Genomic DNA, 23983 nt, shown 5'->3' on the forward strand with positions numbered 1-23983 from the left:
CCATAAGAATCGGCACAGGCAGGAGTGCCTGTGCCACACGATCTTTGTGGGCTCGTTGGGTTCTCCAGCGCAGGCGGGGGCGCCTGCGGTCCACACACTTCTTCAAGGACGATGAACTACTTCGCACTGGGCGCGAATAAAATACGATATACTAGCAACCCGGTAGTTGGTATTTAGTATTTGGTAGTTGGTGAAAACCGCGCCGCCCAGGCGGAACCGGGATGGTCTTTGAAAATCGAGCAGTTAGCAATCAGCACGCAGCCAAAAAGCAAGCCAGCTTCTGAAAGAGTGGATTCGCTCGAGCCGTAACCGTCCGGTCACCGTCCGATGACCGACCGGTGACCGACCGATGACCGGCCGGTCGAATGGGTTTGGGGCTTTGTTTGCAACAGATGCGGGCGAAAGGGGGTAGGCCGCGCAAGGTGCGGCGAATCGCCGGAATCGCCGAGATCCCAACGAAATCGCACGAAAATCGGAAAACCAACCCCACTGTGGGTGCAGCTCGCAAAACCCACGCCAAATTGGGATGCGTCGCGTAAGCCGTTTAGATCTTGGGATGATGCGGGAAGGGTAGCCAGGGCTCCTTCGACTCCCCTTCGGCAAGCCTCAGGGTCGCTCAGGATTTCGCCTGCGGGCTCAGACGCCCGCAAAACGGCTCAACTTTGAACTTTGGGATGAACAGGGAGGGGAGGGGCGGCTACTTCTTCCTCTTCTTCATACTCCCCTCCGCCGCTTTCGCTGCCGCACGCTGGGCCAGCGCGAAGTCCACCACGCGCTGCATTTCGGCCACCGGCGCCGGCTTGCCGCTCCAGATTTCAAACTGGCGCGCGCCCTGCTGGACGAACGTCTCCGCCCCCAGGATCACGTGCATGCCTTTGGCGCGGGCCAGCTTGACCATTTTGGTTTCGCTCGGCGTGTACACCATTTCGAAGAAATAGCGGGCCTTGAACTCGGCTTCCGAGATGGGCAGGGGATCGCGATTGCCCTCCATGCCGACGGGAGTGGCGTTGATGATCACCTCAAACTCCATCTTCTTCAGCATGGTGCGGTTGATGGCCTTGGCGCGGGCCTGCTTGGCCAGATTCTGCGCCGGACCGGCGGTGCGATTGAGGATGTATACGTCAGCCCCGCGTTCTTTCAGTCCAAAGACCGCGGCGCGGGCCGCGCCTCCGGCGCCCAGGACAAGAATCTTGGCGCCTTGCAGGCGAATGCGGGTTTCCAGAGGGCGGACCACGCCGGTCACGTCAGTATTGAAGCCGTAGAGTTTCCCGTCCTGCGCGCGGACCACGGTGTTGCAAGCGCCGATCTTGGTGGTCAGCGGGTCGGTCTTGTCCAGGTGCTTGATGATTTCTTCTTTGTACGGCATGGTCACGCTGAAGCCGGCAATGGGGATGTCGCGCACGCAGGTCATCAGATCGTCGAGCGTCTTGGCGTGCAGCGCCAGGTAGACGGCGTTCACGTTTTCGCGACGGAAAGCGGTATTGAGCATGACGGGAGAAAGCGAGTGCGCGACGGGATCGCCGACGACGCCGTACACGCGCGTGGCCGCGTCCACCTGGTCAATGCGATAGGTCTCGCGCAGAACGCGGGCGGTGACTTGTCCGGGCGCGGTTTCTTCACCGGGGTTGGCGGAGGCAAAAGTGAACTGGCTTCCGGCGCGCACGCACAGCAGCCGGCTGATGAACCCTTGTTCGCCCATGCACAGGCCGACGAGCGAGTGCTCATGGCTGTGTTTTTCCAGGAACTTCATCAGCACTACGTTGTCGTGCAGCGAGTTGGCGGTGCTGACCAGCTTGAAGAAATCCGCCGGATACTGGCGCATCTTGGCAAAGGTTTCTTCCAGCTTCTTGGTGCCGCGATAGTCGTGGTAGGAGAGGATCAGGTTGGCGGATCGCCGTAAACGGTTAAAATCCGCCGGTTTCAGGTGGCTGGCCGACTCCAGCTCGATATCCACCAGATGGCACCCCTGGGCGGCGGCCTTTACCAGGACGTCAACCTGGGCGGCGATGCTTCCCCGGAACTTGCCTCCGCTGACCACCCGGCGGCAGGTGGCGACGATCAGCGCCTCGGGGTGGTATTCCACAAAGGTGCGCAGCTTGGGCAGGCCCAGCGCAGGTTTGGGAAGGTAGTCTAACCTGAACTCAACAAAGGGGTTCTCCCGCACCAGCACATCGGCCTTTTGCACCATTTCAGCAGGGTTGGTGGCGGCAATGGCCACGCACACCCGGGGCAACCGGGCGGGTAGAAACCGAGGCGCAATATTGGCTGTGTTTCCTGTCATTTAGATACAAGGCAAAGCTGGCATCATATGGTAGAGAAAATCACAGATGCAAGACCCGAATGCAAGCTCCAAAATGTACTTCTGTAATGAGGTGTATCTTCTAAGTAAATAAGAGTTTAGTTGAACTCCCCGGAAAAGCGGTGATATGTTCCAACCTGGGAAAGATGTGCCTGGGCGGAGAGGTATGTCCCTTGCAGGTACGGGAGGTAAGCATGAAGACAACAGGACTCATACTTTTGGCACTGACCGCAGCGGCCATGGGACAGGGAGCACAGGCGCCGCAGGTGGGAACCACCAAAGTGGTAGCGACGGGCAAGGCCCTGGAAATCGGCAACGTCCCCACACCCTCTGACATGTACTGCGCGGGGTTCATCACCACCGACAAGGTACCCGACCATCGCTACGTGGCGGCCGGCTGGGCCAGTCCGGACCAATCGCGCTACGCCGCAGGCGGCGACACGATATTCATCCACGGCCGCGACATGAAAGAAGGCGAGCGCTACCAGATTGTGCGCAAGGTGAAAGATCCCAACCATTACGAGCTGTACCGCGGACAGGCGGGCGCCATCCGCGAAGCCGGCCAGGCGTACTTTGAACTTGGCTACGTGAAGATTTTGGAAGTGCAGAAGGACACGGCCATCGCCAGGCCCGAGCTGAGTTGTGCGGAAATTGTGCCGGGTGATATCGCCATCCCTTTTGAAGCCCGCGAAGCGCCGGTGTTCCGCAATGTCACGCTGGAGCGCTTTGCTCCACCCAACGGCAAGACCGTGGGCCGCATCATCATGGCGAACGAGTTTGATACGTACGTGGGGTCCAAGTACAAGGTGTATCTCAGCATTGGCGAAGACAAGGGACTGAAGGTAGGCGACTATTTGCGCGCCACGCGGACTTATTCCTCCACCTACAATGACGCGGAAGCCGGCTTGTCGCTGAAAGCCAGCGCTAATGAAGACACGCAGCTCAACCCGCAGCAACTGCCGCGGGGAGACGTCTCCAGCCTGCCGCGCCTCACCCTGGGCGACATGGTGGTGCTGCAGGTCCATCGCAAGAGCGCAACGGCCATGGTGATGACCGCGCTGCAGGACATCCACGTGGGCGATGGCGTGGAATTGATGGACGTGGCCGCCGCGCCTGAAATTCAACCCGTACTGCCGGTTTCCGCCGGCGGACCAGGCGCCGAGGCCGCTGCCGCCCCGCCGGACAAGAACTCTCCGCCCACCATCACCTGTACCGCCACTCCCAGCACCGTGCGCGTGGGAGAGAGCTCCACCATCAACTGCAATGCCGCCAGTCCGGACAACCGTCCGCTGAGCATTACCTTTGTCGCGAACGGCGGCCGGCTGTCTTCCAACCGCAACCAGGCCACGCTGGACACGTCGGAAACCGGAGCCGGCCCCATCCAGGTGCGCGCCACGGCGTTTGACGATCGCCAGTTGAGTTCCAGCGCGGTGACCACGGTCAACGTGGAAGCGGGCACGCCGCCCGTCCCCACCGCGCAGAAGCTGAGCGAACTGGAATTCAAACCCAACAGCGCGTACGTGGACAATCGCTCCAAAGCGATTCTGGACGATGTTGCTTTGAAGATGGAGCAGGACCCAGGCAGCAACGTGATGCTCACCGGCTCGTCAGAAGAACTGGAACCACCGCGCCTGGCGACGCAGAGAGCCGACAACAGCAAAACCTACTTGACCAAATCCAAAGGGATTGACGGCCAGCGTATTCAAACCAAAGCCGGCGGTTCAGGACGCAAAGTGGAAGTCTGGACGCTGCCTCCCGGCGCCACAACGCCTGACGCCGCCAAGCCCGAGCCGCCCAAGTAGGACGCAAGACAAGCTTCTTCTTGAGACTGAGAGCAGGAAGGCTTTCCTGCTCTCGTTTTTTTATTGCGCTACCGACTCTGCGCACGGCGAAAAATCATCCGTTGTTCCCGAATCGGGACTCGATTGCACGCTTTCATCAATCTTCACGCGCCTTTCAAGTGATGTTCACACAAGGTACTTAGACTTTCTTCCATACCGCATCCGGGGGCGGCAATTCAGGTGGAAAGGAAATCTTCGAACCATGAAGTTGCTCAAGCTTTGTTTTACTCTGTTGTCGTTTGTAGTCCTGGCGGGCTTCAACGTTTCCGCGCACGCGCAGACCGGAAACATCAAGACCGTTTGGATCATTCTGATGGAAAACCACAACTGGTCGCAGATCAAAGGAAGCGCCAGCGCGCCTTACATCAATAACACGGTGTTGCCCATGGCATCGCACGCGGAGCAGTATTTCAATCCGCCGGGCATCCATCCCAGCTTGCCCAACTATCTTTGGCTGGAGGCAGGAACGAACTTCGGCGTGCTGGATGATAACGCGCCCAGTTCGCACCACTTCAGCACCACGCAGCACCTGGTGACCCTGCTGCAGAACAAGGCAATTTCCTGGAAGACTTACCAGGAAAACATTACCGGCACCACTTGCCCATTGACCAGCAGCGGCGAGTACGCGGTAAAGCACAACCCGTTTGTCTATTTTGACGACGTGACCAACACGCTGGACCCCAACTCGGCGGAGTGCATCAACCATGTGCGGCCGTTCACCGAATTTGCCTCTGACTTGGCCAACAACAACGTCGCCCACTACAACTTCATTACGCCCAACCTGTGCGATGACATGCACGACAGTTGCAAACCCACGCGCAATCCGGTCAAGCAGGGCGACACCTGGCTCTCGCAGAACCTGCCATTGATCCTAAACTCCGCGGCCTACAAGGCCGGCGGCGCAGTCTTCATCACCTGGGACGAAGCCGCCACCGGCGACGGGCCCATCGGCATGATCGTGCTCTCGCCTTTTGCCAAGGGAGGCGGTTATTCCAATACCATCCATTACACCAGCGGCTCCACTTTGCGCACCTTCGAAGAGATATTTGGAGTAACGCCCCTGCTGGGCGATGCCGCCAATCAGACTGACTTGAAAGATCTGTTTGCCGTATTCCCCTAGGCCCTAATGTTGTCATTCACGGCCCGGACGCCATGTCCGGGCATTTTTGTTTGCCGAAGGTAATGCAGGTTATTTAGGAGTTCCTTCACCTCGTGCAGGAATACCGGAAGTCATTGAATTAACAATTATTTACAAAATCTTTCCCTAAAAAACGCGAGGATGCCGTCAAATAGAGGAGTTGGCCCAGTCATCTGCCCCCAAACCAGGTGAGGTAAACGCGGAGTCGGCAAGGTCCCGCCAAGTGACTACCACGCGCTAAAAATCGGAATCACTCTGGTAAAGTAAAGGTTTGCGCCTGCCCCGTGAGAGGACAGGGAGGACATGGATGTTGAAAGCTTCGTCTAAAGAGCCCATCGTCGCGACGCTCGGCCTTCTGGCCTGCGCGGCGCTGGCGTGTTTGCTTGCGGGCTGCGCAAATTCTCCTGACCCGCAAGCTGCCAGCAAGGGTGGCGGAAAAAAAGGCGGCCGCATGGGAGCGCAGGCCGTCTCCGTGGCGGTGGCTAAAGCAGAAGTCCGCGACATGCCGGTGTTCCTCAACGGGCTGGGTTCGGTAGACGCCTTCAATACCGTCACCGTGAAGAGCCGCATTGACGGACAAATAATCCGGATCGCGTTTCGCGAAGGGCAGCAAGTAAAGAAGGGCGATCTTCTGGTGGAAATTGACCCCCGCCCTTACCAAGTTGCCCTGAGCCAGGCGGAAGCCAATCTCTTCAAAGACCAGTCCGCCTTGAAGGACGTCAGACTCAACATGGCCCGCTTCGCCGGACTGGTGAAAGACGGCGTGATCCCGCAGGCGCAGTACGATACCCAGGTCTCACTGGCCGGACAGCTCGAAGGTACGGTGCGCGCCGACCAGGCACAGATTGACAACGTGAAGCTGAATTTGATGTACACGCGCATCACCGCGCCCATCAACGGGCGCGTGGGCTTGCGCCAGGTGGACGTCGGCAACATGGTCCACGCTTCTGATCCCACGGGAATGCTGGTGATCACGCAACTGCAGCCCATCGCCGTGCTGTTCACGCTGCCGGAAGACCAGCTTCCCGCGGTGTCCAAGCGCATGCATGCCGGAGAGCTTCCGGCAGAAGCTTACGCCCGCGACGATCAGACCAAGCTGGCTACCGGCAAACTGCTGACCATTGACAACCAGATTGATACCACCACGGGCACGGGCAAGCTGAAAGCCGTCTTTGACAATCGCGATAACGTGCTGTGGCCCAACCAGTTTGTCAACATCCACCTGCTGCTGGAAGTGCGCAAAGACAACACCGTGGTGCCAGCGGCGGCCATCCAGCGCGGCCCGCAAGGAACCTATGTATTCACCGTCAAGCCGGACAAGACGGTGGAACTGCGTTATGTGACCGTGGCCTTCAATGGCGGGAACCTGTCCGCCATCAGCAAAGGATTGAGCCCGGGAGAAGCGGTGGTGACAGACGGGCAAGACCGGCTGCAGAACGGCAGCCAGGTGGAAGTCCGCGGCGGTGACGCTGGAGCGGCGCCGGCAACATCTCCTGCGCCCGGCGGAACCGGAGAGCGCAAAAAACGGCCTTCTGACGCGTCCGCGCCGCAGGCGCAATAGCACGCGTTCCTTGACACGAACCTGAATCATGGCCAACGGCGGTCCATCTCGCTTATTCATTCTTCGTCCGGTAGCCACCTCGCTGCTGATGATCGCCGTGCTGCTGGTGGGCGCGGTGGCTTACCGCCAGTTGCCGGTATCGGCGCTGCCCCAGGTGGATTACCCCACCATCCAGGTGATCACGTTTTATCCCGGCGCCGCGCCGGAAGTGATGGCTTCGTCGGTCACCGCGCCCATGGAGCGCCAGTTCGGCCAGGTGGCCGGGCTGAGCCAGATGACGTCCACCAGTTCGTTTGGCAGTTCGGTCATCACGCTGCAATTCACGCTGGAACAGAACATTGACGTCGCTGAGCAGGAAGTGCAGGCGGCCATCAACGCGGCCACAACCTTCCTTCCGCGCGACCTGCCCAACCCGCCGATCTACAGCAAGGTCAATCCCGCGGACGCGCCGATTCTTACCCTGGCCCTGACCTCTGACAGCCTGCCGCTGACCAAAGTGGAAGACCTGGCGGACACCACGCTGGCGCAAAAAATCTCCCAGCTCACCGGCGTGGGACTGGTCTCCATCAGCGGCGGCCAGCGTCCGGCGGTGCGCATACAGGCCAACCCTTCGGCCCTGGCTTCTTACGGCCTCAGTTTGGAAGACCTGCGCACCACGCTGGGGCAAGCCAACGTGGACCAGGCCAAAGGTATTCTGGAAAACCAGCGGCAGGCGTTCACCATCAACAGCAATGACCAGTTGCTGTCCGCGAATGAATACAAGGAAGTGGTCCTCGCTTACCGCAACGGCGCACCAGTGCGCTTGAAGGACGTGGCCAACATCATTGACGGCGCGGAGAACACCAAACAAGCGGCCTGGATGGGGACCACCACGCCCGGCCAGGGCCCGCAGGTGTTGCCGGCGGTCATCGTCAACATTCAGCGCCAGCCCGGGGCCAACATTATCCAGGTGGTGGACCGCGTCAAGAAATCTTTGCAGCAGTTGCAGGCCGCCTTGCCCAAGTCGGTCCAGATGCACATGCTCACCGACCGTACGGAAACTATTCGCGCCTCAGTGAAGGACGTGCAATTTGAAATGATGCTCACCGTGGTCCTGGTGGTGATCGTCATTTTCCTGTTCCTGCGCAACCTTTCTGCCACGGTCATCCCCAGCGTGGCCGTGCCGCTTTCGATTGTTGGCACTTTCGGCGTGATGTACCTACTGGGCTACAGCCTGGACAATCTTTCGCTCATGGCGCTTACCATCTCCACCGGCTTTGTGGTGGATGACGCCATTGTGATGATCGAAAACATTGACCGCTTTCTGGAAGAAGGCCACTCGCCGCTGGAAGCCGCGTTGAAAGGGTCCGGGCAGATCGGCTTCACGATTATTTCTTTGACCGTGTCCCTCATCGCTGTGCTGATTCCGCTGCTGTTCATGGGCGACATTGTGGGGCGGCTCTTCCGCGAATTCGCCGTCACGCTGGCCGTGACCATCGTCATTTCGGCCTTCGTTTCGCTCACGCTCACGCCCATGATGGCCGCGCGGCTGCTCAAGAACCCGAAAGAAGCCAAGCACGGGCGCATGTTCCAGGCTTCGGAACGCGCGTATGAACGGGTGATCGCGTTTTACGGTCGCACCCTGCAGTGGGTCCTCAGGCACCAGACCGCCACGCTGCTGGCAACCGCCGGTGCACTGGCGCTGACGCTTTATCTCTACGTGATTGTCCCCAAAGGTTTCTTTCCGGTGCAGGACACCGGCGTGATCCTGGGGATTTCAGAGGCTGCCCAGGCCACGTCATTCAATGCCATGGCGGAGCAGCAGCAGAAGCTGGCCAAGGTGATCCTGCAGGACCCGGACGTGGCCAGCCTGTCATCGTTCATCGGGATTGACGGCACCAATACCACGCAGAACAGCGGGCGCATCCAGATCAACCTGAAGCCGCACGACCAGCGCAGCGCCACCGCGTCGGACATCATCCGCCGCCTGCAGCCGGAAGTGGACAAGGTGCGCGACACGGCCGGCATTGCGCTTTATATGCAGCCGGTGCAGGACCTGACGGTGGAAGACCGCATCAGCCGCACGCAGTATCAATATTCGCTGGAAGACGCTGACGCCAACGAGCTGAACGACTACGCCAACAAGATCATGGGGCGGCTGCGCAACCAGCCCGAACTGCTGGACGTGGCCAGCGACCAGCAGAACCAAGGCCTGCGCGCTGACCTGGTGATTGATCGCGATACCGCAGCGCGCTTCGGCATTCTGCCCCAGACGATTGACGATACTTTGTATGACGCTTTTGGCCAGCGCCAGGTTTCAACCATCTTCACCCAGCTCAACCAGTACCACGTGATTCTGGAAGTGGGCCCGCAGTTCCGCGACGACCCCGCGGACCTGGGCAACATCTATGTGAAGTCGGTCACCGGGACCCAGGTGCCATTGGCTGCATTCAGCCATTTTGAAACGTTCAAGACCGCGCTGGCCATCAACCACCAGGGACAGTTTCCAGTGGTGACCATCTCCTTCAACCTGGCGCCGGGCGAATCGCTGGGCAGGGCCACCAAAGTGATCACCGGCGTCGAAAACGATCTGGGCATGCCGGCCAGCATCCATCCCAGCTTCCAGGGGACGGCCGCGGCCTTCCAGAACTCGCTGGCTTCGGAACCCTGGCTGATTCTGGCCGCGCTGATTACCGTGTACATCGTGCTGGGCGTTTTGTACGAAAGCTACATTCACCCGGTGACCATTCTTTCCACCCTGCCTTCCGCCGGCGTGGGCGCGATCCTGGCGCTGATGATCACCCGCAGCGATCTCACGGTAGTCGCGCTGATAGGCGTGATCCTGTTGATCGGCATCGTGAAGAAAAACGCCATCATGATGATTGACTTTGCCTTGGAAGCCGAACGCAAAGAAAACAAGCCTGCGGCGGAAGCCATCTACCAGGCCAGCCTGCTGCGCTTCCGCCCCATCATGATGACCACCATGGCCGCTCTGCTGGGCGCGGTGCCGCTGGCCTTTGGCCGCGGCACGGGCTCCGAGTTGCGGCATCCCCTGGGCATAACGATTATCGGCGGCTTGCTGCTCAGCCAGTTGTTCACCCTGTACACCACGCCGGTGATTTACATATGGTTTGACAAGCTGGCGCAAAAGTTCTCGCGCTTCTCCATCGGCAACGCCATTCCCACGGAGGCGAGTGGAGACTGATTGTTCCGGAGTCCCGAACGCCGTAGGCGGAGGGACCCCTATAAGAAGACGAAGGTTACGGTATGACGATCAAAGCCAAACAGACATCACGGAGGTCGCAACGCTGTTACTTTGTCTACTTGCTCGCGAGTCTAAGTGGCACATTGTACGTTGGCCTTACCGACAATCTCTGGAAACGAATGACACAGCACAAAGCCGGCATGTTTGATGGTTTCACCAGGAAGTACAAAGTCAATCGCTTAATGTACTTTGAAACCTTCAGCGACGCCACAATAGCTGGTCACCGCGAACAGCAGATCAAAAAATGGCGAAGGGAAAAGAAGGTCGCATTATTTGCAAAGAGTAATGCACAGTGGAGAGATCTAACACCTGAGCTTTCTCAGGTCATAGGGGTCCCTCCCCTTCGGCAAGCTCAGGGTCGGGATTGCAGAACATTATGAACATCGCCGCTCCATTCATCCGCCGTCCGGTCGCTACTTCATTGCTGGCGCTGGGCGTGCTGATTGCGGGAATCCTGGCGTACACGCGATTGCCCGTCGCGCCCATTCCCCAGGTGGAATATCCGGTCATCAGCGTGAACGCCGGTCTGCCCGGCGCCAGCCCGGAGACCATGGCTTCGTCGGTGGCCACGCCGCTGGAGCGCCAGTTCGGACGCATTGCCGGCGTGAACCAGATGACCTCCAGCAGCCAACTGGGGTCCACCAGCATTACGATGCAGTTTGATCTCAGCCGCAACATTGACGCCGCCGCGCGCGACGTGCAAGCGGCCATCAACGCTTCTCTGGGCCAGTTGCCCGCCAACCTGCCGGTGCGTCCTAATTGGCGCAAAGTCAATCCCGCGGACGCGCCCATCATGATCCTGGCGCTGACCTCAGACTCCGTCACCAAGCCGCGCATGTATGACATTGCCGATTCCGTGCTGGCGCAAAAGCTCTCGCAGGTGCCGGGCATCGGACAGGTGTTTGTCGGCGGCGGCGCCAAACCCGCCGTTCGCGCGGAAGTGAATCCCATGCTGCTGAGCAAGATGGGCGTGGGCGTGGAGCAGGTCAGCCGGGCTCTATCTGCGGCCAACGCCAATCGCCCCAAGGGCGAAGTGGCCAACGAGACGAACGCCTGGCAGGTTTCCGCCAACGACCAACTGTTCAAAGCCGAGGAGTACAGAAAGATCATCGTGGCCCGCAGCGCCAACGGCATCGTCCGCCTGGAAGACGTGGCTGACGTCCAGGATTCGGTGGAAGACATCCGCAACACCGGCCTGGCCAATGGAAAGCCCGCGGTGCTGATGATTGTTTTCCGCCAGCCCGGCGCCAACATTATTGAAGCGGTGGACCGCGTCAAGGCCCTGGTGCCGCAGCTCCAGGCGTCTATTCCCGCCGGAATTAAATTGGAAGTGGTCCTGGACCGCACCGGCACCATTCGCGCTTCCGTGCACGATATTCAGATCACCTTGATCATCTCCATTGTTCTGGTGGTGCTGGTGGTCTTTCTCTTTCTGCGCAATTTGCGCGCCACGTTTATCCCCAGCGTGGCGGTGCCGCTTTCGCTCATCGGCACGTTCGGCGTGATGTACCTGCTGGATTACAGCGTGGACAACCTTTCCCTGATGGCCCTGGCCATCTCCACCGGCTTTGTGGTGGACGACGCCATTGTGGTCATCGAAGACATCACCCGCTACCTGGAACAAGGCATGGACCCGGTGGCAGCGGCGTTCCGCGGCGCCCGCGAAATCGGCTTTACCGTGATTTCCATGAGCACTTCGCTGGTGGCCGTCTTTATCCCGATTCTCTTCATGCAGGGCATCATCGGGAGGCTGTTCCGCGAGTTCGCCGTGGTGCTGAGCACGGCCATCGGCATGTCCTTGCTGGTGTCTCTCACGGTTACGCCCATGCTGTGCGCAAAATTTCTGCGCCCCGTCAACGAAGCGAAGCACGGCCGGCTGTACCGCTGGAGCGAGAGCGGCTTCGACTTTATTCTGAAGATGTATCGCTACAGCCTGGGCTGGGTGTTGCGCCACCAAGTTGTCACGTTGCTGGTGACCATTCTCACGGCTGTCCTCAGCGTAGCGCTCTACTATTTTGCGCCCAAGGGCTTCTTCCCGCAGCAGGACACCGGACGCATGGGCGGCGCCATCCAGGCCGAACAGGACATTGCTTTCCCCGCGCTGCGCGACAAGATGCAGCAATTCGTGAGCGTTGTGCAGAAAGACCCCGCGGTCAACACCGTGATGGGCTTCGCCGGCGGACAGGGGACATCGAACACCGGACGCATGTTCGCCACGCTGAAGCCGCCCGCCGAACGCGACAAGATCGGCCGCCGTCCGGTGACCGTGGACCAGGTCATCAACCGCTTGCGCGGCAAATTGTCCGTGGTCCCCGGCGCAACCCTGTTCCTGACGGCAACGCAGGACCTCAACATTGGCGGGCGCTTTTCCAACGCCCAGTTCCAATACACCTTGCAGTCGGAAGAACTGGGCGAGCTGAATACCTGGGCGCCGCTGGTGCTGGCCAAGCTGCGCAGCTTGCCGGAGTTGCGTGACGTGAATACCGATCAGCAGGACAAAGGCCTTTCCGCCGAAGTGATCGTGGACCGCGACACGGCGTCGCGCCTGGGGATCAGCCCCGCGCAAGTGGACGCCGCTTTGTACCAGTCTTTTGGGCAGGCGCAGGTTTCCGTGATGTACAAGCAGCTCAACCAGTACCACGTGGTGATGGAGGTTGACCCCAAGCTTCTTCCCGGACCGGACGCGCTTAGAAACACCTACGTGAAGTCTTCCAACGGGACGGAAGTGCCCCTGGCCGCCTTCACCCAGTACCGGCCTTCCAACACCGCGCTGGGCGTGAGCCACCAGGGAATTTATCCGGCGGCGACCATCTCCTTCAACCTGGCCCTGGGCGTGCCGCTGGGGAACGCCGCATCGGTGGTGGAGAAAGCCATGCGCGACATCCATGTTCCTTCCGCGGTGCACGGCAGTTTCCAGGGGACGGCGGCGGCCTTCAAAGACACGGCGCAGAGCCAGCCGCTGCTGATTCTGGCGGCCATCGTCACCGTGTACATTGTGTTGGGCATGCTGTATGAGAGCACCGTGCATCCCATCACCATTCTCTCCACGCTGCCTTCAGCCGGAGTCGGGGCGATTCTGGCCATCATGATCACTGGGAACGATCTCAACGTGATAGCCATGATCGGAATTATTCTGCTGATCGGCATTGTGAAGAAGAATGCCATCATGATGATCGATTTTGCCTTGCAGACCGAGCGCAGCGGCGACAACAAGTCCCCGGAAGACGCCATCTTTGAAGCGTGCATGCTGCGCTTCAGGCCCATCATGATGACCACCATGGCCGCGCTGCTGGGCGGGTTGCCGCTGGCCATCGGCACCGGCGTGGGCTCTGAGCTGCGGCGGCCCCTGGGGATTGCGATTGTTGGCGGACTGATCGTGAGCCAGGCACTGACTCTGTTCACGACTCCCGTGATCTATCTCTACCTGGACCGCATGCGCTTGCGCATCTCGCGCTGGCGCGGGGCCGGTAAGACGCGGCGAACGGAGCCGTTGCCGGGAACTAGCCTGGATTAGGATTTACCGCAAAGGTCGCGAAGGACGCAAAGGAATGGTTGGGCGTTATCAAAAACGTAGGGTAGGTCGAGCCGGGGAATCCGTTCGGGACAAAGCTCCAACAAAATTCCCTTTGCGATCTTTGCGTCCTTTGCGGTGAACTTCTTAAAGGTCAGTGAGCTTTGACCGGATTCTCCGCTTCCGCGGCTTGCAGGGCTTTCTTCTTGCGGCGGCTCAGAATAAAGGGACGGCGGCGGTGGCGCTCCACTCGTTTATCAATCTTCTTCCAAAAGCCCACAAAGTAATCAATCGCCGAGATCACGGACACCGCCACCATGAACCAAATGGCCATGATGGCCACCAGCCGCACCGGCAACACGATTCGTCCGAAGAACACCCACTCGTTCCATCGCATGGCCAGAATGGCCGCGACCACCGAGACAATCTGCACCACCATCTTCAGTTTGCCCAGTTCGCTGGCTTCAATGGTGAAGCCCTCCGACGCGGCGATGGAGCGCAGTCCGGAGATCAGAAATTCGCGGCCCACAATGATCACGGCCACCCAGACGCTCACCACGTCGGGGATCAAGCGCACCAGCGTAATGTACGCGGCGGCGATCATGAGCTTATCGGCCAGCGGGTCCAGCAGCATGCCCATGGTGGTGATCTGTCCGCGGCGGCGCGCCAGATAGCCATCAATGCCGTCGGTGATAGAGGCCAGAATGAAAATGCCGGAAGCCAGCACCACGCGAAGAGTATTGTCCCTGGAATTGAAGCGGGAGGAGGTAAGGATCCAGATGATCAGCGGAATCGCCGCGATCCGTGACAGCGTAATGTAATTCGGCAGGTTCACTTGGGGACGCAGACGCCGACAATGGCTCCTATTATCTTACTCCTAGAAAGAAATCCGTCCCGGAGAAAGAATCCTCTCCCGCCGGGCGAACTGGCCTTGGGCCGCTATCTCTTGCCATTCACGGTGTTTAGGCAGCGAGTATACAGCTCCATCAGGTGGCTGGCATAGTCTTCAGACTTGCTATCGGCGCCAGCTTGAAAGCCCGCGCCCGGGACCTGGGTTTTGCCGTAACCGGTGGTGGCGGCGATGAACTTCATCATGTCCAGCGCAATATCTTCATTGCGCCGTGAGGCCAAGAGTCCAGTAAGTTGGTCCATTTTCCCTCCGGGAAGTGTTGATGCGGATATTGTAGCGAAAGGCAGTCAGCAATCAGCAATCAGCAATCAGGCGATTCATGAGACGCGGCGAGGCCGGCTTGCGCGCCGAGCCGCCTGCTTCAGTCGCCAAAGGCTGACTGGTGGAAGAAAAAATCTGGAGCGGTGTGGAGCGTAGCGACAGAATTGAAGATCACCCGATGATCCGATCTCCCGATCCCACAGCGGCCTGCCAGCTTCTCGTCGCCCCGATACTGTATTCTGGATAGCGAAACGTCGAACAGTTCCACCATGGATATCTCCTGGCTCACAGAACGCATCGCCCTGGGCGGCGGCATTTGGAATGAAGACAATATGGACGAGCTCGTCCAGCTGGGTGTGACTCACATCATCAACATGCAGATTGAGTTTGATGACCGTCCTCTGGCCGAAGGGTTTGACGTGAGCGTGCTGCACAACCCCACGGACGACGACTTCCAGCCCAAGCCACCGCTACTCTTCCAGCAGGGCGTGGATTTTGCGCTGGAAGCGCTGGAGGAAGCAGAGAGCAAGATTTACATCCATTGCGCCGCCGGCGTGCATCGCGCTCCCATGATGGCCCTGGCCCTTCTGCGTGTGATGGGATGGCCGCTCACTGACGCCAAGGAGCTTATCCAGAAACGGCGTTGGGTGGTGGACTGGGCCAACGTGTACGTGGAAAGCGTGGAAACTTTCATGGAGACTTATTCGGCGTCCAAGTCGCGCCCATAGCAACCCGCCTGTAAAATAAGCGCTGCTATGCCCATTGCCGCCGTCCAGCACGTCCGCCGCATGCGCGGAGGGGCCCAAGCGCAACTCATGCGCGCCGATGACGGCCATTTCTACGTGGTCAAATTCCAGAACAATCCCCAGCACGTCCGCGTGCTGGCCAACGAATTTCTGGCGACGCGCCTGGCCGAGCGCATCGGCCTTCCTGTGCCGGCGACTGAGATCATTGCCGTGGACCGCTGGCTGATTGAAAACACCCGCGAGCTGACCATGGAACTGGCCGGCAGCGTGGAGCCGTGCCATACCGGACTGCAGTTCGGCGCGCGCTACGTGCTCGATCCCGCGAATGGCCAGGTCTTTGATTACCTGCCGGAAACCATGCTGGAAAAACTCAAGAACCGCGCGGCCTTCGCCGGCATGCTGGCCCTGGACAAATGGCTGGGCAACGCCAACGGCCGCCAGGCGGTATTTTCCAAGAAAACGCAGGAACGCAAATACTCCGCCACGTTCATTGACCAGGGCTATTGTTTCAACGCCGGCGCGTGGGACTTTCCTGATTCCGCTCTACGCGGCGTGTACGCCCGCAACTGCGTGTATCGCGACGTCGCCGGCTGGGAGCAATTTGAGCCGTGGCTTTCGCGCATAGAGAACTTTGATCCGGCGCTGATTCGCGATATCGCAGGGGAAATCCCTCCGCCCTGGACGGGCGACGATTGGCAGGCGCTCGAAGGCTTGGTGGAAACGATCATTGCGCGGCGAAGCAAGGTGCGTGAGCTGATTGCCGCGTTTCGCGATTCGTCGCGGCAACCGTTTCCGTCGTGGGCGGAAGAGAAGAAGAAGGTGGTGCAATGATGGAAAAACATCAGTGTACGTTTTCACTGTTGCGTTATGTTCCTGACGCGGTGAAGAACGAGTTCGTGAACGTGGGCCTGGTGCTGTTGCCAGCCGGCGGACAGCCGGAGCTGCGCTTCACTCGCGACTGGTCGCGCGTGCGCTGCCTTGATGCGCAGGCTGACGTGGAACTGCTCGAGTCGCTCGAAGCCGACTTGCGGGCCAAGCTGCATGACCTCAACGGCGACCGTGACTTCATTCTCCGCCGCATGCAGGATTCGTTTTCCAACGCCCTGCAGCCCACGGAGTTCAAGGCCTGCCTGGCGGATTCTCCCGCGGCGGAAGCCGACGAACTGGCGCGGCTTTACCTGGAGCGTCCGCGCCGCGCTGGGTTGCGAGAAACAGGCACGCGCGAAGCCGGCAGCCGGCAGATCATTTATCGCCAGATGCGGGACCAGTTTGAGCGCGCTGGCGTTTGGCCGCTCATGAACCGCGATATCAGAGCCTCTGATTACACTCGTCCCGGCGACCCGCTGAAGATTGATTGCGGTTACGCGCCGAACGGTTCCGCCGGCCCTGTAGGCGGCGTCGGTTCTAGCGGCGCCATCAAGATGTTCCACGCTCTGTCCTTGCAAACTGACGTGAACGCGGCCAAGGTGCTGGCCTTTAGCTTCCCCCGCCTGGCCGACGGCATTGCCGCGCGCGAAGGCAAGCGCGCGCTGCTGACCGCCGTGGTTGAAGATGACTTGCCCCACGACGATGAAAGCGTGGGCTTTGCCCTGGAAACACTGGAACAACAGCAGATCACCGTCGCGCCCTTGGCCCGAATCGCGTCGCTGGCGGAAACGGCAGCGCGGGAGATGGGGTTGCGATAAGCAGCTAGCATCTGGCAACTAGCAACTAGCAAAACCAAGCTTCACCACTGATCAACACAGATGACACGGATTCTAAAGAATTCTTACCGCGGATTTACGCGGATACCCGCGGATAGACCGATGTCCGCGGCAAGGTCAAACCGCGCCACGTGAGCTTCGCTCTGCAACAACACTTCAGAGCGGACCAAACTACCCCTAGTCTGTCATCTTGGAGCGCCTCGAAAGGCCCATCTTGCCGATAGCCATCGGCGCGAAGTCGAAAGATCCCGGCCATGTTTCAGTTCACCATGCCGTGCCGGGGAGTTTTTCCGAGGTACGTCGTGAGAACGCCTTGAAACTGTATTTATGTCTGCCAGCATCTTCGGGATTCTTCGACTGCGCGCCCGGCAACGCTTTTGACGCCAGTCTGTCAGCGGCGCTTCGCTCAGAATGACAGACCTTAGCGGTATCGATTCGAAGAGAAGCGATTTCTAAACCTGAGCGTACCGTAGCAGTTCGCTTCCCTGATCCGTGTTATCAGTGTGGATCAGTGGTGAGATTTCCGCCTCAGCAGGAGCAGCCTGAATCGCGGCCACTGTCCAGGCGCGCCGGCGGTTTGGAGCGAAGCGACAGAAAAAAGGCAACCCCGGCGTTTCCGCCGGGGCTGATTAATCGAACTTAGATTGATCTATTTCTTGGAGCTAGCGGTCTGCGGTTTGGCGCAACTGGCTGGCTTCGATTCAAGACGCTCATTCCAGCCGGACGAACGGAAGCGCTCGCCGTCAACCACCTTGGTCCGCACTCCGTCCAGGACCGCCGGAACGGGCGCGTGGGTTTCACCGGTAATGGTGTAGATCACAATTGTGGTCTCGCCCGGAGCGTCATCGCTGCGGCCCACGCCGATTCCCTGGAACCCAGGCTGGAAGAACTCGCTGCGATGGGCATCTTTGGCGGCCAGCCCGCGGTTAAACTCCGGTTCGGTAAAGGCCGGCGCATTCACGCCGTCGGCATAGACCAGCTTGGTGCGAACGCCTTCAATCACCGCCGGGATGCGGACCTGAGGAACAGCCGAGAGTTCGATCACCAGAGCGGCTTCGCCTGGCGCATCAAAACTTCCGCCGACTGTGACTGACCGGATGGAAGAATCGGACGCCATCAACGACCCAACATGGCGGTCGCGTACACCGGCTGCGATTTGTTGCTGATGCGCGGAAACCGGCGCGGATTGCGCGCCCACCTGCGCGGAGTTGGCTGAGGCCGTGGGCTTGCAGCTCACGGCATGGTCCGCGCCGCCCACGAAGGTAGGCACGGTTGGACCCGCGGTGGTAAATGCGGTGATCACGTCCTGAATGGGGTTGGCTACCGTGCTGGTGGCGTTGCCGGCGTAGAGAAGCCCAACCGGGCGCGCTGTATCGGCGGCCACAATCAGTGATCCTGAATCACCCCCCGCGCTGAAGGTGCCACTGTTAACGATCATCTGCCCGTTGAAGACGGCATTAAACGCCGTCGCGCCGCCACAGGACGAGTCGTAAGCCACGGTAATGCCATCCGTGGATGCAGATAACAAGTTCGCGCAAGTCAATCCACTGGTGCGCCCGCTCTTGGCTACTTGCACATTTGCCAGCAATACGGCCGCTGGAGTCGTCGTCGTGGCGGAAGGCGGAGCCGGGGCAATGCTGGTGGGGCCGGCCGTGCCCAGCTCAAGAATATTTCCTGTCGGAACTCCAGCGACATTGTCCACGGCAGTAGTTGAGGAAATCGTGGCGATGGCCGCATCCACATTGCTAGGCGCATTGCCGGTGCAAACCCCTGTGCATGGACTTGGTTTCAGCGCTGCCTGCTGGGTCAGAGCGGCCACCTGCGTCGCGGGGAAGCAGAGCGAAGCGCCGGCCTGCATGATGGCCTCGTTGGCGGCAGCAAAGCTGGATCTGGCAAGCACGTGGTTGTTGCTCAAGATAAAGAACGTGCCGCCGCGCTGCAGCAGGGAGCCCAGCGTGCCAATACAGCACCCTGTGGCGTTGGTGTCAAGATTGTTGCCACCGGAACTGCCTAAGAAGATGGGGCCGACTTCCTGGTTCTTGTTGCTGTTGGGATAGACCACCGTGGTTGGCGCGTTGGCTGACAAGGAGAGGTTCGCCTGCGAAATCGCCGTAACGTTGAACTGGTTGGGCGTGGGGAACGTGGCCGGGGCGGTGTAAAGTCCGCTGGTAGTGATGGTCCCCACAATGGCATTGCCACCGGGGACGCCGTTCACTGACCAGTTGACCGGCGCGCCCGTGCCCGTGGCCGAAAACTGCTGGAAGGCGCTCAACTGGACCGTCGCCGAAGCCGGCGTAACCGTCAGAGCAGCCGGTGTGGGCGTGGGCGTGGGAGTTGGCACTACCGTGCTACCGCCACCGCCGCAGGCTACCATGGCTAACAGTGCGCAAGATAACGCAATAAGAGAAAAGATTCTGGACATAAACCGGCCCTCCGCAGAAGAAAGCAGTTCGCCTCACCAGGATAGCGGGCGACGCAATGTAAAGATTCTAACCTTGATGCCGTACCGTTATCCAGGGTTGTAGTACCAGCGTAACGGAGTCCGACTTTACAAGGGTTTTACAGCGGTCAGCGGCACTACGGTCACCAAAGTAATGAGAGTTCCTAATAATTTGAGCCGTCTTGGCGGCCCATTCGGTTCGCTGCGCTCGCTTAGGGCAGGCTTACAACGAGCCGCCAGGCGAAATCCTGAGCGCGGCGCGCGAAGGATCTCAAACCATCACCCAATGTCGTCATCAAAGTTTTCCAAATAATCCCGCACCGCAACCAGGAATTGGTCGGCGTCGGCGCCGTCCACAACCCGGTGATCGTAGCCCAGCACCAGGCGGATGATGTGCCGGATGGCGATGGAGTCATTGCCCTGGTCGTCGGTCACCACCACCGGTTCTTTGAAAATGCCGCCCATACCCAGAATGGCCACCTGGGGCTGCAGGATGATGGGCGTCCCGAACTGCGGCCCGTAGATTCCCGGGTTGGTGATGGTGATGGTGCCGCCCTGGACGTCGTCAGGCAGCAGCTTCTTGCTGCGGGCGCGCTCGCCCAGATCCACGATGGCCCGCTGCAGGCCGACGAAACTCAGGTTCTCCGCGCCTTTGACCACCGGCACGATCAGGCCCCACTCCAGGGCCACGGCAATGCCGATGTTGATGTTCTTGTGATATTGAATGCCGTCGCCGATCACCGATGCATTGATGATGGGCTTGAGCCGGATACCGTGCATCATCGCCTTGGCGATGAACGGCATATACGTCAGCTTCACGCCGTGGCGCGCTTCCCACTGCTTGCGTATTTTTTCGCGCAGCTTGACCACGCGCGTCATGTCCACTTTGAAAATGCTGTGGACGTGCGCGCTGGTGCGGCGCGATTCCACCATGCGCTCGGCAATCTTCTTGCGCATGGGCGTCATGGGGACCAGTTCGCCGCTGAGCTCCTGATAGACCGGCGCCGGCGCGGCGGCCCGTTGTGCGGGCTGCATCGGCGCGGCTTGCGGCGCGGGTACGGCAACGGCGGCGCGCGCTGGAGCGGCGCTCCCTGGGCCATGCTGCTGGATGAAGTTCAGGATGTCCGTCTTGCTGATGCGTCCGCCCAGGCCGGTTCCCGCGACGCCGCCCAGGTCAACGTTGTTCTCACGCGCGATGCGGCGGACCAGCGGTGAAGATCGAACGTGTTCGCCCTCGCGATGGACTGCCGGTGCGGGTGCCGCAGCAACCCGTTGAGGTGGAGCTTGCGCGGCCACGGCCTGAGGCTGGGCGACGGGCTGCTGCACGACTGGCGCAGGGGCTGCAGCCGGAGCGCCTGCCAGCGCGCCTGCTCCGCCGACCGTTGTTCCTGCTCCGCCAATCACTGTTCCTGCTCCGCCGATCACTGCCACCACCGTGTTCACCTGGACGGTGGAACCCTCTTTGACTTTGATTTCGCGCAGGACACCGGTACTGGGCGCGGGGATCTCGGCGTCCACTTTGTCAGTGGATATTTCAAACAGCGGCTCGTCGCGCTGCACTTTGTCGCCGATTTTCTTGAGCCACTTGGTAATCGTGCCTTCAAAAATGGATTCGCCCATCTGCGGCATGACCACATCGATGCCCGGCCCGCCGTTCCCGCTGGGGGCTGCCGCCTGCGGCGCTGGCGCTTGTGCGGCTGGAGCTTGCGGCGCGGGAGCTTTGGCCGCCGGAGGCGCAGCCGCTGCCTTGGCAGGCGCTGGAGCTGGCACTGCCGGAGCGGCAACGGCCGCCGCGCCTTCAGCGTCAATCACGCCGACCACGGTGTTCACCTGCACGGTGGCGCCTTCTTTGATCTTGATTTCCTTGAGCACGCCGCTGGCCGGCGCGGGGATCTCCGCGTCCACTTTGTCGGTGGAGATTTCAAACAGCGGCTCGTCGCGCTGGACTTTGTCACCGGGCTTTTTGAGCCACTTGGTGATGGTTCCTTCAAAAATTGACTCGCCCATCTGGGGCATAACTACGTCAGTTGGCATTGGTTCCTTCCACAGATGTCAATCGGCTGGGGCTTGAGCAACCAAGAATTATAAATCAGCCGGCGGCATGCGGGGTTCGCCTTGCGTTTGTAGGATCGCCGCAGCGCGATGACGACTTACGGCTGTGTCGCGGCCGACGCCTTGCTGGCCCGCGCGAACCGCGGCACCAGCACCCAGACCATGCCGTAGCAGAAGAGCGAAAACGCGATCGTTCCGGCAGAGCCCGCGCGCAGGTCTTCAAACAGCAGCTTGGCCGTGCAGAGAGCCAACGAGGTGTAGGACAGCCATATCAGCTCGGTCCGTTTCCAGCGCGCGCCGCTCGCGCCCAGCAGCAACGCGAGCAGGCAAATCACGAACGTGCGCACGGCGGCAACCCGCGCCGCGTTGGTCCCCGAGTTGGACAACGACACCGCCATCAGCCCGGCGGTCATGGCCAGGGCCAGCGTTGAGCAGGCAGCCAGCGCGGCGAAGGAAAGATGCAGGATCCTTTGTGGCTGCTGCGGTTCCGCTGCTTTAAGGTTGTTCCACGCCAAGGTATAACCGACCACCGTAAACAAGCACGCTGCCCAGACGGGCCAGCCGCCGGGCGGCGGTGGTGCGCCGATCAGCAGGGCGACCAAATACTGCATGAGTCCGGAGACCAGAGCCATGGCCGCAAGGTAAAGCGCGCCGTGAAAAGCCAAGGAGAAACGTCTCGCGCGCACGCCGGCCCAGGTTGCTGCGATTGCCGCTACCCCGAGCCAGACTGTATTCGCACTCGCCGGAAAACAGAGCGTGCTTCCGGTCAGCGCCAGGGCAATGGCCCACGAGGAGAACACATGGTAGTTGCGCTCGAGGTCGGCAACGCCAAACTTGGCGGCGGAGAGCCAATAAAACGCCGCGGCTGCCAGCAGGCAAAATGACCCCACGCCGATTGCCGCTGCGTCGTGAGTGGTCCTGAGCGCGGCCAGAGCGGCCAGAACAAAAGCCGCCGTCGCCTGCCCGGTTTCAAAGACGCTGATTTTCCGGCGGAGCGCCACAGTGCGGAAAAGGACGGACGCGGCATAGATCACAAACAGTCCGGCAAACAGGCCGAGGAGTTTTCCCGTAGCCAGCAGTTGGTACTCATGGGGTACGCCGTCGACGCTGGTGTAGATGACGAACACCGCCACCATGACCACGTCCACGGGAACGGCCACCAAGGGACGCAAGCCCATCCAGCGGTCACTGCAGGCTGCCGCCTCGGTCATGATGGCCATCAGCAGCAGCGCTGCGGCAAAAGGAAACGGATCGCGCGTGCCGACCAGCAGCACGCCACCGGCCACCGCCCCCAACGCCGCGGGGACCCACACGACGGAACTCGCCCTGCGTTTCCAGGCCAGCGCGAAAGCCGCGGCCACAAAGCCCGCCAGCAGCGTTGCGGTGACTGTTGCCGGCATCACCTTGAAGCGCAGCGTGAGTTCCCCAAGCATGGGAAGAAGAATGGCCGCGGCGGTGGTGGCGTAAGCCGTGCTGGCGAAGACCTGCTCGGCGGGCGTACGCGCCGCCCAAACCAGCCACGTCACTGCATACAGCACGGCCACGCCGGCAACCGCCGCCATGGGCAACGAACCGGCCTCTGCCAGCGCTCGCAACCCGTACGCGCCGGCCATACCCAGAAAAACTTTGCCGATCACCGGCATCACATTGCCCGAACGCGAGAGCTGCGCCAAAGGATGGTCTTGCGGTATGACCGGGGCCGTCGACGCGACGGGGGCCGGCGCCTGCGCCACAGAAGAACGCTCCAGCGCAGCCACGCGGCGTTCCAATTCTTCCAGTCGCGCCGCCAGCCGGTCCGCCTCGGAGACGAATTCGTCACCAAAATTTTTCATGATGCAGGCGGCGATGCCATCCGCCGCGGGTCGTTTGCGTTATCTTCCTGTCAGCCACGCATACTGCTCGCTGGTCAGGGGGACCACGGACAACCGTCCTTGGCGGACCAGCGGTGAATCAGCAAATAGCTTTACGGCCTTGATCTCCGCCAGCGTGCGCGGCGTGGCGATGGCCTTGCCCGCCTTGATCTTGACCCGCGGGTTCTTGGGATCAGACGGGTCCACCGACTCGACCGTCGCCGTGCCCACAGCCTGGCGCTCCTCGCCCGTGTGGTAGATCACCAGCTTGTCGCCTTTTTCCATCGCGCGCAGGTTCTTCAGCGCAACCGGGTTGCTCACGCCGTCCCAGATGGTGGTGTCGCTCTTTTGCAGGTCGGCGAAGCTGTATTCCGAGGGTTCGGTTTTGAGGAGGTAGTGCATTTTTCTTTGTCCCGAGCGTGAGCTT

General features: G+C 60.4%; 16 protein-coding genes. 9 read left to right on the plus strand and 7 right to left on the minus strand.

Annotated features, from left to right (window positions below):
* Window positions 1-697 precede the first annotated feature (697 nt).
* Window positions 698-2281, minus strand: coding sequence for a shikimate dehydrogenase (gene aroE / locus LAO20_09485; protein ID MBZ5531650.1), 1584 nt, complete (start codon window positions 2279-2281; stop codon window positions 698-700).
* Window positions 2282-2493: 212 nt separating this feature from the next.
* On the opposite strand from aroE, the gene LAO20_09490 reads away from it, so the two are divergent.
* The 6 genes from LAO20_09490 to LAO20_09515 all read left to right on the plus strand — a co-directional run bounded on the left by LAO20_09490 (window position 2494) and on the right by LAO20_09515 (window position 13597).
* Window positions 2494-4101 (plus strand): OmpA family protein, encoded by a 1608-nt coding sequence (locus LAO20_09490; GenBank protein MBZ5531651.1) that lies wholly within the window; start codon window positions 2494-2496, stop codon window positions 4099-4101.
* Between the two features lie 241 nt (window positions 4102-4342).
* Entirely contained in the window at window positions 4343-5260 is a 918-nt protein-coding gene (locus LAO20_09495) for an alkaline phosphatase family protein (protein ID MBZ5531652.1), read from the plus strand.
* Between the two features lie 325 nt (window positions 5261-5585).
* Window positions 5586-6839 (plus strand): MdtA/MuxA family multidrug efflux RND transporter periplasmic adaptor subunit, encoded by a 1254-nt coding sequence (locus LAO20_09500; protein ID MBZ5531653.1) that lies wholly within the window; start codon window positions 5586-5588, stop codon window positions 6837-6839.
* Between the two features lie 28 nt (window positions 6840-6867).
* Entirely contained in the window at window positions 6868-10023 is a 3156-nt protein-coding gene (locus LAO20_09505; GenBank protein ID MBZ5531654.1) for a multidrug efflux RND transporter permease subunit, read from the plus strand.
* Between the two features lie 62 nt (window positions 10024-10085).
* A complete protein-coding gene (locus LAO20_09510) occupies window positions 10086-10463 on the plus strand; it encodes a GIY-YIG nuclease family protein (GenBank protein ID MBZ5531655.1) in 378 nt (125 codons plus the stop codon).
* Window positions 10460-13597: an efflux RND transporter permease subunit gene (locus LAO20_09515; GenBank protein ID MBZ5531656.1), complete on the plus strand. Its 3138-nt coding sequence runs from the start codon at window positions 10460-10462 to the stop codon at window positions 13595-13597. Before LAO20_09510 ends, LAO20_09515 begins: the two co-directional genes overlap by 4 nt.
* 151 nt (window positions 13598-13748) lie before the next feature.
* On the opposite strand, the gene pgsA is transcribed toward LAO20_09515, so the two are convergent.
* Window positions 13749-14429, minus strand: a complete 681-nt coding sequence (gene pgsA / locus LAO20_09520; protein ID MBZ5531657.1) for a CDP-diacylglycerol--glycerol-3-phosphate 3-phosphatidyltransferase — start codon at window positions 14427-14429, stop codon at window positions 13749-13751.
* Window positions 14430-14533: 104 nt separating this feature from the next.
* On the minus strand, window positions 14534-14746 hold the full coding sequence (locus tag LAO20_09525; protein MBZ5531658.1) for a hypothetical protein: 213 nt from the start codon (window positions 14744-14746) through the stop codon (window positions 14534-14536).
* Between the two features lie 288 nt (window positions 14747-15034).
* Between LAO20_09525 and LAO20_09530 the strand changes: the two genes are divergently transcribed.
* Genes LAO20_09530 through LAO20_09540 form a run of 3 tightly spaced genes read left to right on the plus strand, consistent with a single transcriptional unit; the run spans window position 15035 to window position 17196 of the window.
* Window positions 15035-15493 (plus strand): dual specificity protein phosphatase family protein, encoded by a 459-nt coding sequence (locus tag LAO20_09530; GenBank protein ID MBZ5531659.1) that lies wholly within the window; start codon window positions 15035-15037, stop codon window positions 15491-15493.
* A 27-nt stretch (window positions 15494-15520) separates the two neighbouring features.
* On the plus strand, window positions 15521-16342 hold the full coding sequence (locus LAO20_09535; GenBank protein ID MBZ5531660.1) for a phosphatidylinositol kinase: 822 nt from the start codon (window positions 15521-15523) through the stop codon (window positions 16340-16342).
* Window positions 16339-17196 carry a DUF3037 domain-containing protein gene (locus tag LAO20_09540; GenBank protein ID MBZ5531661.1) on the plus strand — a complete coding sequence of 286 codons (858 nt, stop codon included), beginning with the start codon at window positions 16339-16341 and terminating at the stop codon, window positions 17194-17196. The genes LAO20_09535 and LAO20_09540 overlap by 4 nt, the downstream gene beginning before the upstream one ends.
* Before the next feature lie 667 nt (window positions 17197-17863).
* On the opposite strand, the gene LAO20_09545 is transcribed toward LAO20_09540, so the two are convergent.
* The 4 genes from LAO20_09545 to LAO20_09560 form a co-directional block, all read right to left on the minus strand.
* The gene (locus LAO20_09545) at window positions 17864-19636 is read right to left on the minus strand and encodes a hypothetical protein (protein MBZ5531662.1); all 1773 of its coding nucleotides are present in this window, start codon (window positions 19634-19636) and stop codon (window positions 17864-17866) included.
* Between the two features lie 297 nt (window positions 19637-19933).
* Window positions 19934-21688, minus strand: coding sequence for a 2-oxoglutarate dehydrogenase, E2 component, dihydrolipoamide succinyltransferase (gene sucB / locus LAO20_09550; GenBank protein MBZ5531663.1), 1755 nt, complete (start codon window positions 21686-21688; stop codon window positions 19934-19936).
* A 116-nt stretch (window positions 21689-21804) separates the two neighbouring features.
* Window positions 21805-23538 (minus strand): hypothetical protein, encoded by a 1734-nt coding sequence (locus LAO20_09555; GenBank protein MBZ5531664.1) that lies wholly within the window; start codon window positions 23536-23538, stop codon window positions 21805-21807.
* Window positions 23539-23577: 39 nt separating this feature from the next.
* Window positions 23578-23958 carry an EVE domain-containing protein gene (locus tag LAO20_09560; GenBank protein MBZ5531665.1) on the minus strand — a complete coding sequence of 127 codons (381 nt, stop codon included), beginning with the start codon at window positions 23956-23958 and terminating at the stop codon, window positions 23578-23580.
* Window positions 23959-23983 lie beyond the last annotated feature (25 nt).

It is taken from the genome of Terriglobia bacterium (genome assembly GCA_020072815.1).
Classification (GTDB): Bacteria; Acidobacteriota; Terriglobia; order Terriglobales; family Acidobacteriaceae; genus Angelobacter.

Bases quoted from the DNA above. Each gene is read 5' to 3' on its own strand.
- LAO20_09545 (MBZ5531662.1), bottom strand. From the start codon at position 19,636: ATGTCCAGAATCTTTTCTCTTATTGCGTTATCTTGCGCACTGTTAGCC.
- LAO20_09505 (MBZ5531654.1), top strand. From the start codon at position 6,868: ATGGCCAACGGCGGTCCATCTCGCTTATTCATTCTTCGTCCGGTAGCC.
- LAO20_09515 (MBZ5531656.1), top strand. From the start codon at position 10,460: ATGAACATCGCCGCTCCATTCATCCGCCGTCCGGTCGCTACTTCATTG.
- LAO20_09535 (MBZ5531660.1), top strand. From the start codon at position 15,521: ATGCCCATTGCCGCCGTCCAGCACGTCCGCCGCATGCGCGGAGGGGCC.
- aroE (MBZ5531650.1), bottom strand. From the start codon at position 2,281: ATGACAGGAAACACAGCCAATATTGCGCCTCGGTTTCTACCCGCCCGG.
- LAO20_09525 (MBZ5531658.1), bottom strand. From the start codon at position 14,746: ATGGACCAACTTACTGGACTCTTGGCCTCACGGCGCAATGAAGATATT.
- LAO20_09560 (MBZ5531665.1), bottom strand. From the start codon at position 23,958: ATGCACTACCTCCTCAAAACCGAACCCTCGGAATACAGCTTCGCCGAC.
- LAO20_09510 (MBZ5531655.1), top strand. From the start codon at position 10,086: ATGACGATCAAAGCCAAACAGACATCACGGAGGTCGCAACGCTGTTAC.
- LAO20_09555 (MBZ5531664.1), bottom strand. From the start codon at position 23,538: ATGAAAAATTTTGGTGACGAATTCGTCTCCGAGGCGGACCGGCTGGCG.
- LAO20_09500 (MBZ5531653.1), top strand. From the start codon at position 5,586: ATGTTGAAAGCTTCGTCTAAAGAGCCCATCGTCGCGACGCTCGGCCTT.
- sucB (MBZ5531663.1), bottom strand. From the start codon at position 21,688: ATGCCAACTGACGTAGTTATGCCCCAGATGGGCGAGTCAATTTTTGAA.
- LAO20_09495 (MBZ5531652.1), top strand. From the start codon at position 4,343: ATGAAGTTGCTCAAGCTTTGTTTTACTCTGTTGTCGTTTGTAGTCCTG.
- LAO20_09530 (MBZ5531659.1), top strand. From the start codon at position 15,035: ATGGATATCTCCTGGCTCACAGAACGCATCGCCCTGGGCGGCGGCATT.
- LAO20_09490 (MBZ5531651.1), top strand. From the start codon at position 2,494: ATGAAGACAACAGGACTCATACTTTTGGCACTGACCGCAGCGGCCATG.
- LAO20_09540 (MBZ5531661.1), top strand. From the start codon at position 16,339: ATGATGGAAAAACATCAGTGTACGTTTTCACTGTTGCGTTATGTTCCT.